This window comes from Priestia sp. YIM B13490 (genome assembly GCF_042787735.1).
Taxonomy (GTDB): domain Bacteria; phylum Bacillota; class Bacilli; order Bacillales; family Bacillaceae_H; genus Priestia; species Priestia megaterium.
Genome location: NZ_JBHZOT010000023.1, coordinates 25838 through 40234, shown reverse-complemented (window position 1 = coordinate 40234; position 14397 = coordinate 25838). Strand labels below are relative to the sequence as shown.

The following is a 14397-nucleotide window of genomic DNA, read 5'->3' as shown; positions in this document are numbered from 1 at the left end:
CCTGCATCATGTCCGGGTAATAAAGAATGTGTCGATGGGCAACACAACTCGGTAACCCTCAATCTTAGTGTCGCCCTGCATCATGTCTAGGTAATAAAGAGCGTGTCGATGGGCAACACAGGTTGTCGATCCTCAATCTCAGTGTCGCCCTGCATCATGTCCGGGTAATAAAGAATGTGTCGATGGGCAAGATAGGTTGGCGATCCTCAATCTCAGTGTCGCCCTGCATCATGTCTAGGTAATAAAGAGCGTGTCGATGGGCAACATAGGTTGTCGATCCTCAATCTCAGTGTCACCCTGCATCATGTCCGGGTAATAAAGAATGTGTCGATGGGCAACATAGGTTGGCGATCCTCAATCTCAGTGTCACCCTGCATCATGTCCGGGTAATAAAGAATGTGTCGATGGGCAAGATAGGTTGGCGATCCTCAATCTCAGTGTCGCCCTGCATCATGTCTAGGTAATAAAGAGCGTGTCGATGGGCAACACAGGTTGGCGATCCTCAATCTCAGTGTCGCCCTGCATCATGTCTAGGTAATAAAGAGCGTGTCGATGGGCAACACAGGTTGGCGATCCTCAATCTCAGTGTCACCCTGCATCATGTCCGGGTAATAAAGAACGTGTCGATGGGCAACACAGGTTGGCGATCCTCAATCTCAGTGTCACCCTGCATCATGTCCGGGTAATAAAGAACGTGTCGATGGGCAACACAACCTAGTAAACTGTTTTTTCATTACATTGATGCAGATTCTATTAGAGAGAGCAAGTTTTATAGCTACAATTGGGATGTTTTTATTATTAATGAAAATATCCATGGGAATATTCTAAGAAAAATAGGATGTAAATATAGGGAAAATGTATCTTTTTTCGAATGGAGAATGTAACCAATAAGAAGATTATGTATTTTAATTACAATAAATAGAATTTATACAGGAAATATTTAATTGGGATAAATGTAAAATAAAGTAATTATGTTCTATTTGAAAGAGGTTAGAACTTTGATAGGATTAAGGATATGAGTGTTCCGTAAAAAATTAATTAGTTAAATGAATTGGAAGTGTAGAGATGTTTAAAACAATAATTTGTGATTTTGATGGCACTATTGTAGATTCTGGTCAAGTTGTGTTTGATCTCTTTAATGAGTTTGCCGATAATTATGACTACAAAAAAATCCCTCAAAGTGAGAGCGATCGAATTAGAGCATTGACTGTAAAAGAACGTTTCAAAGAATATGAGGTGCCCGTATTAAAGGTTCCTATGCTTACTATGGATGTTGTTAAACGATACAAAAAATCAATCCCAACTTTAAAAGTAAATCAAGAAATGAAGCAGGTACTTAAAAATCTAAAAGAATTAGGAATTAAGCTTGTTATGATTTCAGCTAACTCTAAAGAAAATATCCAAAAGTTTTTGAAATTAAATGACATGGAATACTTTGATGAAATTATTCAGTCAAGTCGTTTTTTTGGAAGACATACTACAATGAATAGTTACATGAAAAAACATAACGTAGCCAGAGATGAAATTATCCTTATTGCCGATGAGCATCGTGATATTGTGGCTGCAAGAAAAAGTGAGATTCCAATAATATCTGTTACTTGGGGGTATGATTTAGAGGAACTTTTATCTAAAAGTAATCCTGATTTCTTAGTTAGAAGTCCATTAGAGATCATGGATATCGTTCGGAATGATACTAAATGATTGCTCTCTTTTTAATTAGTACAATATTTGCGATTATTAGTTATCGTTATGATCCTAAATCACCATCTATACGATGGGGGGTTCTTGTACTAGTTTGTGCAGCATTTGCAGGACTCTCTAGAGCTACCATAGAGACTTTTCTTCCTACATTAGATAAATTCAATATGGATTTTGCTTTATTAGATTCGCTTTTATATTACCTAAGAATTATAACTGGCTTTATTTCTATTTACTTTTTTCCTTATTCCTTACTCATGTGGGCCATTACTTATAGTGACAAGTTTACTAAAAGAGTTATCCAAATCTGTAAGTATCTTTTACCTATCCCGATTATTTTTATGCTCAAAACAACCGTGTATTACCCTGATATAATACCGGATTTTCATTCTATGTTATATTGGGCAGTTCCTTATATTATTGCTGCCTGTTTAGTCCATATATACGCTTGGTATACAGAGAGTAATCACAACAAGAAAAAGCAACGCATTACCACAATTTCTATTTCATTTCCTGTCATGTTATCAGCTTTAATTTTAAATTATATTGTAAGAGCAATAGACAATCATCACCAATATTGGCGCTATATGATTGTTTTTCTCGTATTAGCATTTTTTATTTTTTTATGGAAAGCTCTGAAAAAAGGTGCTGGATCTCTTAATGGAATTAAGCTACGTTACGAGAGAGAGGCTCATAAGAAGACTAGAGAAGCAATAAACAAAGGAACAGCATTATTAAACCATGCTATAAAGAATCAAATTTATAAAATTAATTCAAGCTTACAAACTATAAACGTAGATGAACTTAATTCATCCTCTCAAAATTCAATTGAAATTATAAATCGTAGTTCTAAACATTTGACAGAGATCATTGAGCGTATGCATAGCAAAACACAAGAGATAGAGATTATAAAAAGTCAGAATGACTTAAATAAGTTAGTAGATGGAAGCCTAGAAGATTTAAAATTGGATTTATGCAAGAAAAATATAAAGGTTAAAAAACTCTATTCATCAGAGAAAAACACTGTATATTGTGATCGTACACAGACCTACGAAGTATTTATAAATATATTGAAAAACTCGATTGAAGCAGTTGACGATGGAGGAGAAATAAAGGTAACTATTTCATCTAAGAATAGTAAAAATATAATGGTTTCCTTTTCAGATAATGGAATGGGTATTCCATCAGAGAATTTGAAATATGTTACTGATCCTTTTTTTAGTACTAAGAAAAAAGGTGACTTAAATTATGGGTTGGGATTAAACCATTGCTTTGAAGTAATGTTTAACACTGGTGGAGACTTGAAAGTTAAAAGTAAGGTTGATGAAGGAACCACAATTAAATTAACTTTTCCAATACATTTAAAAAAGGGTGATGTTTATGAAAAATCCAATTCGAGTAGTACTAATTGAAGACGATCCAGATTGGCTTAACATAATGGAAAACCTAATTGGCAAGGAAGAAGATATGACTCTAGTAGGATGTGCTCAAACGCAAGAGGAAGGGATCACTCTTTCATACGCTTTAAACAATATAGACATTTTCCTTGTCGATATTAATTTGTCAGGGGTTAATCTTGATGGCATATATACAGCTCTAGAATTGAAACGTGAAAAAACATCAAAGGTAATAATGCTAACGTCTATGTCGGAGGAAGATATTATTCAAAAGGCATTTATGGCAGGAGCATCAGATTATATATTGAAGAAGGATGTACATCGCATACCAGAAATCATTCGTTCTAATTACAACAATGAATCTAATCCAGTCGAAGCTGTATTAAAAGAATTTCGTCGTTTAAAATCTGAGGAGCAGCTTAAAGATTTAACTAATGCAGAAAGAGAAGTTTTTGAATATATTGAAAAAGGATACTCACGTAAAAAAATTACGCTAGAGACACATAAATCCGATAATACACTGAAAACACATTTTAAGAACATCTTCAAAAAATTATCGGTATCTAATACAAAAGATCTTATAAGTAAAGTAAAAACTGGCGGCCTAAAGTGACTTGTTAAATTAACAAGTCGCTTTTTTTTGTTTGCAAAAAGGGTGATATTTCGTCACCCCTTGTCTAAAAAAGGGTGAAAAAATATCACCCCATTTTCAAAATAGGGTGATGAAAAATCACAGTATGCAAGTTTTTAGAACTTATATATCCTATATTTAGGAGTTACTTTTTATGGATTCTAGAAGGTCTGTGAAAAGCTTTCTTTCCTTTTCTCCCAGTTGTTCAAATGCTTTTATTACGGGAGATAGGTTAGTTAATACAGGTATTATGTCTGTTGTAAGTAAGCTCAAAATGACTTTGATTTCTGACGCTGACAAGTCATTTAGGATGTTAAATAGTTGTTCCTTATTTGGGTTATCTGTTTTAAATTCTTTTGAAATATCATCTGGAAGCACGTCATATAGAGTAACTCCTAATGCCTTACAAATTCTTATTAACGTTTTAATATCAGAAGTTGAATGACCGTTTTCGATCTTGCTTATCGTACCTTGTGAAGTATTAGAAAGCTCGGCTAATGTAGTAGTCGACATAAATATAGACTTTCTAAAGCTTTTAATGTTATTTCCAAGTTCGAGGTTAAATTGATCCATAAATTCATCCACCAATTGCAAAATTTTTTAATTTTATTATATCAGAAATAAATAAAGGGTGTTTTTGGTAAAAAATATTAAAAATAGAATAAAAATTGTTGACTAAAATATTCGTTATGGAATACAATGTGTTCAAGGAGGTGCTGGAAATAAAGACCATACGAGAAAAGAGGTTAGAAAAGAAATGGAGCCAAACTTATTTAGCTCAGTTATCAGGAGTCCCGCAACCCACTATTTCTCAAATTGAAAATGGGACTCGTCAATATCCAACGTTTGAAAATATGAAGAAGATCGCAGAGGCATTGGATCTTAAGTTAGAAGATATTTTCTTACCAGGTCAGAAGGATATGAACTAAGTTTTTAAATACTTAACAGCTTAAAGGGGCGATGAACATGGAAGCACAAAAGCGACTAGCATTCTATGATATATCAGATGCACGGGCGAAAAGTGCCAAAACCTTTGATGGAAAGTTGTATACGTTAAAAGGAGGGATAGCAGTAGAAAAAGGCACAGGCGATGTCAAACGTGTAGCTGATATTTATTATGAAGTACGCTCAGTGATGGATCAGGCACATACCATCGTCGCCAAGCGAAGAAAAAAAGATGAGGAATTGAAGGAAGTTTTACAAAAGACCTGCTAGTTCTTAGATGCAGCATACAAGCGATTTTGAAACGTGCCGAGAGCACGAGAAGTGGTACCTTGACAATTACATATTGCGTGCCTCCCCTAAACGGATCACAAGGGGGTTAAGGTATACGATAACGAAAAGGTTCGATGAGTGCGTCCTAAAACTCATCGGTGATCTAGTAATAAAACAGTGACGGTGTATCCAAGATCTGTGAAGAATGGTGGCGTGAGGGTAAATCCGAAGAAGCGACAACATTCCAAACAGTAGATACACGAGGTTCTTCGTACATGCCGAAAACGTTGTGCATTATTGGGCTTAGTGAAAACTATGCATGCCAATATAGGGTTTGCCCTTCCAGCCAGAAACGGGTATATATTTCCTTTCATAGCCTTGAAAAGACAGAGATGATCGCTAAACCTATGGTAAAATATTACTCTCGGTAGGTTTCAGAATCGCTTGTTATGTCTGAATATTAAGAACAAAGGAGAATGGTTATGAAAAACAAAAAATGGTTACTTTCTGCGGTAGCAGGAATCGTTGTGGCTCTTGGAATAGGCACAGCGTTTGTCTCTTCCTACAATTCAAGTGAAGTGAAAGGAAATGGTGAACTAGAAGAATTACATCCTCTTCAAATGAAAAAATTTATGAAAGAAGATGGTACAGGATTTGTGATGTATTCATTCCGTGAAAGTACGCGTCCAGTATACATGAATGAAGTAAAAAAGGCTTTAAAGGAAAATGATGTGGATGCAAAAGAAATCTATAGTCGTGATCCACAATATGATCGTGATAAGAATAGCAACTATTATGGAGTACCACAAGATTCTGATACATTAGCTGCCTATAAAGATGGAGAGTTAAAGCAACAAATTAAACTAGACGATTATGAGTCATCCCAGTTAGAAGCAGAACTTTCTCATTTTGTTGAAACATCTAAAGAACTGTATTTCGAAGAATAAGAGATTTGCTTTGAAAGGTGGTGGTATCTTGACGATCTCCCAAAAGGAATTAAAGAAATCCAAAGACCTCGTGGAAAAGTTACTAAAAGTGAATGGAAACAAATACAATGACTGGCTACATCAACAACACCAACAGTTTATTGAAGAAAATCAGGATTTAATTCTTCAAGCATTAAGCGCCTTTACAGGTGAAGAAGAGGAGGAGGAGGAAAAAAGCGAACCGAAAGCAGCTGAATCAGTTCCTGTAAGACCACAAAGTATTGCAGTAACACAAAACTAACGAAAAAGAGGAGTGAAATACATGTTAGATTTATTGAATAGCGTTGATGTGACACAGTTAACTTCGCATTTAACCCTTGGGGCGGCTGATGGCATGAATGGCCTCATCGAAAGTGGAAAGTCTATTATCAAGTGGATGCAGCGTATTGCGATGGTTGCCGCAGCTCTTGCCTTTTGTGTAGGAGGCTATCACTTAATTTTAGGTGGAGAACGAGGTCGTCATAAGTGTATCGCATGGTTTGTTGGTGGCGCAGTTGGGTTAGTGGTTGTCATGGGTGCCTATGCATTAGCTGAAGGTGTTAATACAAATATCCGATTCGGAAGCTAAGAAAGCTATACAGTTGATTGTATAGCTTTTTTCTATGCTCATTTTTAGACGAAAGGAATGGAGAAACGTGCTGTCTGTCATGTTTATAAAAAGTGAGACAAAAGAGTTAAAGCCATTTCAAAAGTTATCGATTCCAGAAGCATGCGAGATAACAGAAACATTAGAAACACAGTATCGACGTACTAGAAAAAAGGCTCATGCTGATTTTTTTATCCTCGATGAAGAAGATCAAGAGGTATATGCAGGAACATTGTCCATTGGATCGGGTCATGCTCGGCATGTAGTCGATCATATCAAGAAAAAGTTAAGCTCTTTAAAAATGGACGATATACAGGAAGCTCGAAAGAGAAGTTTTCTTGAACAATTGGAAAAGGAAGTACCGGACCATCTGAAAACAACAGATGGTTCGTTTTCTTTAGAGGAAGAAAAAGAGGACGATGTACAAACGACTCAAACACCTGTCCTTTCTACTCGTAACCGAAGGTTGATCTATGGAGGAGGGATTTTATCCCTTCTTATCCTTTCAGCAACATGTTTTTCAACAGTGGCTACTTCCCAAGATCGAGCTGAAACGATTCAAGATTTACAAAAACAAGTCAAACTGGAACAAAAAATAACAGGGACATATGAAAGAGCGCTTTTAGGGGATTCAGAAGGGGCTTTAAAACGGCTTTCTTCTATTGATGAACAAAGCCTCACGAAAGAACAGAAAAACGTTTATATGAGCCTTCTCGTCGATCAAAAAAAGTATGAGAAGGCTGTTAAACTTCAGGGAGACCATCCAGAAGTAGTGGAGAGCATGATTTCAAAGAAGGGAGATGTTAATGCGTTAAAAGAGTTTCAACAAACATTCCCTTCGCCAAATGGAGCTTTTGATCTTGCCTATCACGAACAACGTTGGGAAGATATGATGAGCCAATCAGGAGTAGACATGACGGATAAACGATATGAAATGAAGGCTTATGGATATCTAAAGCTAGATAAAGTAAAGGAGGCCAAAGAAGAGGCAGCTCATATTCAAAGCCAAGACTTGAATCAAAAAATAGCAACGTATGAGAAAACAAAGAAGGAGGTAGAAGAGACAAAAAAACAAGTGGAGGAGGAAAAGAAGAAAGATCCGAAAGATGAAAAGAAAATCCAATCTTTAACGGATTAGCAGAAGAAACAAGAAGAACTCCTAAAAAATCTATAAGAAGGGATGAATAGGATGTATACACAAACAAAAGTGAAAAACGAGAAGCAAACCTTTGTGGTAGGTGTTGAGTATTATGAAGAAGATTTATTTTTAGAAATCGAATTAGGCACGTTTCACACGACTCAACTCCATGCCCAACGTATTGCCAACAGTGTTCATAATGTCATTCTTTTAGAGAATCAGATTGTCATCATCTTTAAAAATGCCGATTCAATCATTCTTACAGATGATTTTTTGAAATATGCATTCAAGTTTCGATTATGCACGAAACCAACTATGCCACCTCTAGATATCTCCAAGCTCACTCAACAAGAAAAAGACGATTTAGTTTGTAATGAAGCCTATGTAATAACCGAAGAGGATATGAAAGAGGTACAATGGGACATTAACACGGCTTTTCGTTACCTTCAACACAAGTATGAGGCAAGAGATCAAACGTTCTTTTCTCTTTCATCGAGTGCCTACTATGTCATTCCTACTTCTGAAGAGATGGACCAGGAGGGAATGAGAAATGCAACCTAATAAATCCATCAAATATGTGGTCGCTGAAAAACAAGTACTTATTCCTTTAAGTGCTTGTTTTTTTGTGTCTATTCTACTCATCTTAAACTTTTTGTTTAACATGATGCGGAATCTTGTTCAAACAACGTTTAGCGATGTATTTGAACCGCAGCCTTTTCATGTGGACACATCTTTTTTGACAGAGATTCATCTTCAACAGTACTCGCCTTTATATGGGGCCATGTGTTTAGTCGCTGCCTTATTAACGGCCAAATTCGCTTACAACATTCGATCCAACTTCAAAGATTTAAACCACAATCAAAAAGGGTCGGGACGCTTTACAACAAGAAGTGAACTGAAAAAGCAATATCGAAAAGTACCTGAAAAAACGACAACGTATCAAGGTGGAGGTGGCGTACCTGTTTCACGTATTCAAACCTATGACCTCATTCAAACATGGAAAGAGTACAAAGCTTTAAAGGGAATACAGAAGCTTCTCCACACACATCGATTCTTTACGAAGAAAAGCTACATGCTGATTGATGACACACCCGTTAATAATTTAATCATCGGGATTACACGATCAGGGAAAGGGGAAACCTTTGTTTTTCCAACGATTGATATCTACTCACGAGCTGAAAAACAGCCTTCCCTAGTGTGCAATGATCCCAAAGGCGAGTTGCTCGCAGCTTCTAAAAACACACTAGAGGAAAGAGGCTATCATGTTGAGGTTCTAAACTTACTCAATCCCTTAGAATCGATGAGTTATAACCTGTTGGAAATGATTAAAGAAACATATAAAGATGGCGATTACTCAACAGCTCAAGCGTTATGTAACACATTATCCTATACGCTTTACTACAATCCAAATGCCAAAGATCCATTCTGGCAACAATGTGCTATGAGTTTATGTAACGCCATGATTCTTGCTGTAACGGATAAGTGTATTAAAGAAAAAGAAGAAAATAAAATCACGATGTACACGGTGGCGAATATGTTGTCGGAGTTAGGCTCGAAAGAGGTTGTGATTAATAAAAAAGGAGATACTCAAAATGCGTTAGATTTGTACTTTGATGGGTTGCCAACAGAAAGTGTCGCCAAGATGCAGTATGCGACATCGAACTTTTCAAAAGGTACAACAAGGGGCGGGATCTTTACTCAAACGATGAATGGGTTATCCATTTTTACGTTTGATGAAATCGCCAAGATGACTTCTAAAAATAGTGTTGATTTAAAACGTGTGGGCTTTGGAAAAACAATCAAAGGAAAAGCAGCACCTCTTACTCGCTTAGAAATCATCTTTCCAGATGGTCAAACAGAAACCATTAAAACCGATGCCAAAGGGTTATTTGAAGTCAATTTTACAAGCGAAGTAAAGCAGAATGATGAAATTATTCTAGCTGAAAAGATGAGTGATAAAATTGTTACTTCATCGAGACTTGAAACTGTTATTAGGGTAGATAAAATCACAAAAGAAACAGGAGCTACAACGTTTACAGTGGAGAAGCAGCATCCAAGTATTCATGTAAAGGAAGTGACGTATTTTACAAAACCAATCGCCATTTTCATGGTTACACCAGATTATGATTCTAGTAACCATGTAATAGCCTCTATTTTTGTTCGGCAGTTATATTATGTGCTTTCTAAGAACGCTTCGTTGGCAAGAGGAAACAAGTGTCATCGAGAAGTAGTGGTGTTGTTAGACGAATTTGGCAACATGCCGGCAATCGAGGGAATGTCCAACATTATCACGGTTTGTTTAGGACGAAATATACGTTTTAACCTAGTGATTCAAGCCTATGCACAACTAAAAAATAAATATGGAGATGATGCTGAAACGATTGAAGGAAACTGTGGGAATACGATTTACATCTTAAGCAATAACTATGAAACAGCGAAGACCATTTCACAAAAATTAGGGGACGGTACCATCAATTCTACCTCTCGAAGTGGGAAAGGGTTATCAACGGATAAAAGCAAAACAGAGGGAGTGGATGGAAAACCATTATTAACACCAAATGAGTTAATGGAACTTAAAGAAGGAGAAAGTGTGGTTGTGCGTGTGGTAAAACGTCAAGATAAAGCACGTCAGAGAATTAAAGCACATCCGATTTATAACACTGGAAAAACAGCGTTGAAATACCGTTGGGAATACCTCGGAGAGGACTTTGACACAGATCGTTCGATCCTAGATATTGATATTTCTTCTTTGCATGAACAAGTCAATCCAAGATCCTTGGTCATTCATAATTTCTTTCCTTTTCAATCACAACCTCCATCGGTTGAAAAAGAAGAGGAACTAGCCGACGATCCGTTTACTCCTCTAACGTATGAGAACTATAAAACTAAGAAAGTCAAAGAGTTCTTCGGTGGAGATAAGAACGTTTCTACTGCTTTAAAAGTACACTTACCAAAAGCAATGAATAAAACGGTGGATGAGATTGAAAAACAGTCCATGAGTGAGTTTGAAGAGGAATTAAATATGCTAGGAGTTAGTGACCAACTAAGTAAAAATGTCCACCAACTTCTTCAAACGAAAATAAATACGATTATTAGAAATTTGAAACATGAGATGGAAGAAGAAGAACAAGAAGCTTACTATCAAAAGGGGGAGAAAGAATGACAAGTATTTCAAAGGAATTAGAGCGTATTTTAGAGGAATATGCACCGATTGTGAAGGAAGGGCATCAGGTGTTAATTGGCTTACTAGATGGCACTATACACTTGGAAAAAGGGCAGGAAGGAGAAGCACCTGTACAAATTCGTGTTTCTCCTCTGGATGAACGATTAGAAATAACGGTTGATACGTTGTTTCAAGGCATGTAATACGTGCATAAGGAGATGAGCAGATGAAAGATGAAGAAATTCTTGAAAAGCTACATGAGTTTTCGGAGTACTTAGATGTTGGAAATATCCTCACTTATTTATTACGGAAATTGGGGTGGGGATGTATTCAAGTTCTTTCATTTCTAGTAGATGGACTAGAAGGGATTACAGACAGTGTATTAGGCGTTAAATCGTTTTTTAATTCTCCTGACATTCAAGATTTTATTACGAAGATTCAACCCTTTTTATATGTGTTACTGGCCTTTTCCTTTCTGTATATCGGCTACATGTTGATTATTCAGAAAAAAGTCAATCGTGAACAAATTATGATTAACATTTTTATCTCAATGGCAGTCTTACTTTTATTAAATACAAGTATGTTAAAAGCTGATAAGTTCACCGATCAAGCCATTGAAGCTGTTGATTTAAATGAAAAAGGAACCGTAAGTGAAAAAATCATTAAAAGTAATCTAACAGATGTCGCGCAATTCGATCTTACAAAGTGGAAGAGTCCCAAATTAAAAGAATCGAATAAAGTGCCGCAAAAAAATATTATGATAATCGATATTACTGAAAAGATTGATGGTGACTTTAAATTAAATGAGAAAGATAAACTATCAGACAAGGGGAAAGATATACTCACACATAAAGCTTCCTTAACACCAGATGGAAAAGATGGAGTTGCAGAACTAGATAATGGATGGTTTGATTTCTTTCCCGAACTCTATTACCGATGGTCATGGAACTTCTGGACGATTGCCATTTCCCTTTTTGTAATAGGGATGACGTTGTTATTTACGTCTATTAAGTTAGCAAAACTATGTTACGAGCTAGGGTTCAATGCGATTCTGGCCCAATTAGTTGCGCCTGCCGATGTAGCAGATGGGCAGAAGTTAAAAGCCGTATTAAAAAACATCCTAAATACATTTCTCGTAACGATTATGATTTTTATATCCATGAAGGTGTATTTGATGGGAACCGTTTTTATTAGCGATAAGCTAGAAGGTATTCCTTACCTTATTGCATTGATTGCCTTTAGTATTGCCGTTGTAGATGGCCCGATCATGTGTGAACGTCTCTTTGGCATTGACGCAGGCTTGAAAAGTGGTTGGGGCGCTCTGGCAGGAGGTTTTGCGATGGCAAAAGGACTTGAAAGTGGCATAAATATGATGGGAAGAACAGCAAAAGGAGGAGCCAACCTTGCCAAAGGGATTGGTGGTGTAGGAAAAGGTCTTGGGAGGGGTGCTCTTCAAACAGCAGCAGGAGTTGGAGGTCTTGGAAAAGGGTTAGCTACACAAGGAAATAAAGAAAAACAGCCAGCTCTACATGAAGAAATGAAAAAGGCAGGAATGTCAGGTGAAAAAGGAAACGCTGCTTCTAAAGGTCAAAACGCAGGCAATGAGCAAAAGGACCGACAACAAGGGTTATCTTCTACTGAAAAACAAGAAGGAGGTAAAAATAGTGAAGGGAATGCCTCAGCAGGAAAAGGATCAGGTCAAGGCACATCTTTACAAGATGAAATGAAAGCAGCAGGTGTTTCCACTGATAGTCAGGGATCAACTTCCTCTGTAGAAGGCGGAAATACATCTCTACAAGATGAAATGCAGGCTTCTGGTTATGCTGAAGGTACAAATGAAGGCACTGGATCTTCTGTAGAGGTTGGAAGTGCTTCTCTACAAGATGAAATGCAAGCTTCTGATCAGAGTGGAAGTACAAACGGAGGCAGCTCTTCTGTAGGAAAGGCAAGTGCTCCTCTATACGATGAAATGCAAGCTTCTGGTCAGAGTGGAAGCACAAATGGAGGCAGCTCTTCTGTAGGAAGTGCAAGTACACCTGTTCATGAGGAAATTCAGGCTTCCGGTTACGGCGGAAGTACAAGTGAAGGTAGCTCTTCTATAGGAAGTGCAAGTACGCCTGTTCATGAGGAAATTCAGGCTTCCGGTTACGGCGGAAGTACAAGTGAAGGTAGCTCTTCTATAGGAAGTGCAAGTACGCCTGTTCATGAGGAAATTCAGGCTTCCGGTTACGGTGGAAGTACAAGTGAAGGTAGCTCTTCTATAGGAAGTGTGAGTTACCCAACACCAACAAGAGAACCTTCTACTTCCATGCCGACAGGGATGGATCAAGCACAAGCACAAGTGGCAGCTACACAGGAACCTCGTCAAGTAAAACAACCAATTGAAAAAGACACAGTTCCTGCTTCAACAGAAGACATTCCAATGCCCCATCAACATCGAACAGAAACACGTAATATTGCACAAGTGGTACGGGATAATGTCAAAGAGAGCGTAGGAAAGGTAAAAGAACGTATTGATAACTCACAAACAATCCATAAAACAAAACGTTCTTATCAAATTGGACGAAATACAGGACGAGATTTACGAAACCTTGGATCAAAGAAGCGAAATAAACCAGATGAGAAGTAACAGGCGTTACTTCTCTTTTTTATGGAAAGGAGAAGGATCATGGGAAACTATAACATCCCGAAAGAAATCTCAACGGAATTAAAGATTAATAAATCTCTTTATCTCTTTGATTTGCTGTTTATTATTGGCTTACTGATGGTCACGATGATGTTACGCTTTTTTATTCATCCAACACTTCAAATTCCCTTTTATATCTTCATGGGCATATTTGGGCTATTAATGATCGTTAGACCAAGTACAAACCCTAAAAAACGCATGTATGAGGCATTATTGCTTACATTGGTACGAAAGAAGAGCACATATTGTGCAATAGATCGGGATCAAGAATAAAGGAGGGTATGATGGATGGCATTATTTGATGAAAGAATCCTAGAAAAAGAGGAACCTATTTTAAAAGAAAAAAAGAAAGAGAAATTACCGGAGGTAAAGAAAAGTGTGGCTGATATTATTCCTATTATCGATCAAACGGATAGTGGATTATTTCAGCTAAAAGATGATGGGGGCTTCTTTGGCATCTGGCAGCTTCAAAGTACAGATATCAATGCCATGCATGACCAAGAGGCAGGGCGCAATATCTATACATTGGCGAAAACATACCAGGGCGACAAAGATGCGTTTAAAATTATCTCATTAAACTTGCCTGTTTCCACACAAAAGCAACAACAGTATCTTGAGAAAAAGATTCGAGAGGCTAACAATGCGTTATCGCTTCGATTCTTACGAAAGAAATTAAAAGAACTTCAATATTTAGAATGGGGGCGAACCAATCGAGAATACTTTCTTTTCCTATATGGACCGACTGAACTCGCTGTAAAAGAGCGAAAAGACCAATTTATGCGAGATATTCAACTGGCTGTCCCTCTGTTACCTGTTTCGGATGAAAAACAAATGAACCTTCTTTACAAACTCTACAATCAAAACGCCAAGCTTGGTAATAAACAATAAGAGAGGATG

General features: G+C 37.1%; 16 protein-coding genes. 15 read left to right on the top strand and 1 reads right to left on the bottom strand.

Features of this window, described 5'->3' with window-relative positions:
• Positions 1-1065 precede the first annotated feature (1065 nt).
• Genes ACFX4R_RS28135 through ACFX4R_RS28125 form a run of 3 tightly spaced genes read left to right on the top strand, consistent with a single transcriptional unit; the run spans position 1066 to position 3708 of the window.
• A complete protein-coding gene (locus ACFX4R_RS28135) occupies positions 1066-1701 on the top strand; it encodes an HAD hydrolase-like protein (protein ID WP_377571535.1) in 636 nt (211 codons plus the stop codon).
• The gene (locus ACFX4R_RS28130) at positions 1698-3110 is read left to right on the top strand and encodes an ATP-binding protein (protein ID WP_377571533.1); all 1413 of its coding nucleotides are present in this window, start codon (positions 1698-1700) and stop codon (positions 3108-3110) included. Before ACFX4R_RS28135 ends, ACFX4R_RS28130 begins: the two co-directional genes overlap by 4 nt.
• Positions 3079-3708: a response regulator gene (locus ACFX4R_RS28125; protein ID WP_230185274.1), complete on the top strand. Its 630-nt coding sequence runs from the start codon at positions 3079-3081 to the stop codon at positions 3706-3708. Before ACFX4R_RS28130 ends, ACFX4R_RS28125 begins: the two co-directional genes overlap by 32 nt.
• Before the next feature lie 156 nt (positions 3709-3864).
• On the opposite strand, the gene ACFX4R_RS28120 is transcribed toward ACFX4R_RS28125, so the two are convergent.
• On the bottom strand, positions 3865-4299 hold the full coding sequence (locus ACFX4R_RS28120) for a helix-turn-helix domain-containing protein (RefSeq protein ID WP_230185273.1): 435 nt from the start codon (positions 4297-4299) through the stop codon (positions 3865-3867).
• 140 nt (positions 4300-4439) lie between these two features.
• Between ACFX4R_RS28120 and ACFX4R_RS28115 the strand changes: the two genes are divergently transcribed.
• The 12 genes from ACFX4R_RS28115 (at position 4440) to ACFX4R_RS28060 (ending at position 14388) form a co-directional block, all read left to right on the top strand.
• Complete coding sequence (locus ACFX4R_RS28115) at positions 4440-4655, top strand: helix-turn-helix transcriptional regulator (protein WP_170959653.1); 216 nt, start codon at positions 4440-4442, stop codon at positions 4653-4655.
• A 37-nt stretch (positions 4656-4692) separates the two neighbouring features.
• The gene (locus ACFX4R_RS28110; RefSeq protein WP_047933333.1) at positions 4693-4941 is read left to right on the top strand and encodes a hypothetical protein; all 249 of its coding nucleotides are present in this window, start codon (positions 4693-4695) and stop codon (positions 4939-4941) included.
• Positions 4942-5423: 482 nt separating this feature from the next.
• Complete coding sequence (locus ACFX4R_RS28105; RefSeq protein WP_328172260.1) at positions 5424-5888, top strand: hypothetical protein; 465 nt, start codon at positions 5424-5426, stop codon at positions 5886-5888.
• A 28-nt stretch (positions 5889-5916) separates the two neighbouring features.
• Positions 5917-6168 carry a hypothetical protein gene (locus ACFX4R_RS28100; protein ID WP_206783110.1) on the top strand — a complete coding sequence of 84 codons (252 nt, stop codon included), beginning with the start codon at positions 5917-5919 and terminating at the stop codon, positions 6166-6168.
• Positions 6169-6189: 21 nt separating this feature from the next.
• The gene (locus tag ACFX4R_RS28095; protein ID WP_047933325.1) at positions 6190-6495 is read left to right on the top strand and encodes a hypothetical protein; all 306 of its coding nucleotides are present in this window, start codon (positions 6190-6192) and stop codon (positions 6493-6495) included.
• Between the two features lie 67 nt (positions 6496-6562).
• Complete coding sequence (locus tag ACFX4R_RS28090; RefSeq protein ID WP_377571530.1) at positions 6563-7651, top strand: hypothetical protein; 1089 nt, start codon at positions 6563-6565, stop codon at positions 7649-7651.
• 51 nt (positions 7652-7702) lie between these two features.
• Positions 7703-8212, top strand: coding sequence for a hypothetical protein (locus ACFX4R_RS28085; protein WP_377571528.1), 510 nt, complete (start codon positions 7703-7705; stop codon positions 8210-8212).
• Complete coding sequence (locus tag ACFX4R_RS28080; RefSeq protein ID WP_377571526.1) at positions 8202-10814, top strand: VirD4-like conjugal transfer protein, CD1115 family; 2613 nt, start codon at positions 8202-8204, stop codon at positions 10812-10814. Before ACFX4R_RS28085 ends, ACFX4R_RS28080 begins: the two co-directional genes overlap by 11 nt.
• The gene (locus ACFX4R_RS28075; protein WP_098804920.1) at positions 10811-11017 is read left to right on the top strand and encodes a hypothetical protein; all 207 of its coding nucleotides are present in this window, start codon (positions 10811-10813) and stop codon (positions 11015-11017) included. The genes ACFX4R_RS28080 and ACFX4R_RS28075 overlap by 4 nt, the downstream gene beginning before the upstream one ends.
• Before the next feature lie 23 nt (positions 11018-11040).
• Positions 11041-13443 carry a pLS20_p028 family conjugation system transmembrane protein gene (locus ACFX4R_RS28070; RefSeq protein ID WP_377571523.1) on the top strand — a complete coding sequence of 801 codons (2403 nt, stop codon included), beginning with the start codon at positions 11041-11043 and terminating at the stop codon, positions 13441-13443.
• Positions 13444-13482: 39 nt separating this feature from the next.
• Positions 13483-13773: a DUF5592 family protein gene (locus ACFX4R_RS28065; protein ID WP_047751918.1), complete on the top strand. Its 291-nt coding sequence runs from the start codon at positions 13483-13485 to the stop codon at positions 13771-13773.
• Positions 13774-13788: 15 nt separating this feature from the next.
• Complete coding sequence (locus tag ACFX4R_RS28060) at positions 13789-14388, top strand: hypothetical protein (RefSeq protein WP_377571521.1); 600 nt, start codon at positions 13789-13791, stop codon at positions 14386-14388.
• Positions 14389-14397 lie beyond the last annotated feature (9 nt).

What these genes read in the sequence shown, in the direction of transcription:
- ACFX4R_RS28135 (WP_377571535.1), top strand. Translation starts at nt 1,066, where the DNA reads ATGTTTAAAACAATAATTTGTGATTTTGATGGCACTATTGTAGATTCT.
- ACFX4R_RS28130 (WP_377571533.1), top strand. Translation starts at nt 1,698, where the DNA reads ATGATTGCTCTCTTTTTAATTAGTACAATATTTGCGATTATTAGTTAT.
- ACFX4R_RS28105 (WP_328172260.1), top strand. Translation starts at nt 5,424, where the DNA reads ATGAAAAACAAAAAATGGTTACTTTCTGCGGTAGCAGGAATCGTTGTG.
- ACFX4R_RS28085 (WP_377571528.1), top strand. Translation starts at nt 7,703, where the DNA reads ATGTATACACAAACAAAAGTGAAAAACGAGAAGCAAACCTTTGTGGTA.
- ACFX4R_RS28125 (WP_230185274.1), top strand. Translation starts at nt 3,079, where the DNA reads ATGAAAAATCCAATTCGAGTAGTACTAATTGAAGACGATCCAGATTGG.
- ACFX4R_RS28065 (WP_047751918.1), top strand. Translation starts at nt 13,483, where the DNA reads ATGGGAAACTATAACATCCCGAAAGAAATCTCAACGGAATTAAAGATT.
- ACFX4R_RS28060 (WP_377571521.1), top strand. Translation starts at nt 13,789, where the DNA reads ATGGCATTATTTGATGAAAGAATCCTAGAAAAAGAGGAACCTATTTTA.
- ACFX4R_RS28095 (WP_047933325.1), top strand. Translation starts at nt 6,190, where the DNA reads ATGTTAGATTTATTGAATAGCGTTGATGTGACACAGTTAACTTCGCAT.
- ACFX4R_RS28120 (WP_230185273.1), bottom strand. Translation starts at nt 4,299, where the DNA reads ATGGATCAATTTAACCTCGAACTTGGAAATAACATTAAAAGCTTTAGA.
- ACFX4R_RS28110 (WP_047933333.1), top strand. Translation starts at nt 4,693, where the DNA reads ATGGAAGCACAAAAGCGACTAGCATTCTATGATATATCAGATGCACGG.
- ACFX4R_RS28080 (WP_377571526.1), top strand. Translation starts at nt 8,202, where the DNA reads ATGCAACCTAATAAATCCATCAAATATGTGGTCGCTGAAAAACAAGTA.
- ACFX4R_RS28070 (WP_377571523.1), top strand. Translation starts at nt 11,041, where the DNA reads ATGAAAGATGAAGAAATTCTTGAAAAGCTACATGAGTTTTCGGAGTAC.
- ACFX4R_RS28075 (WP_098804920.1), top strand. Translation starts at nt 10,811, where the DNA reads ATGACAAGTATTTCAAAGGAATTAGAGCGTATTTTAGAGGAATATGCA.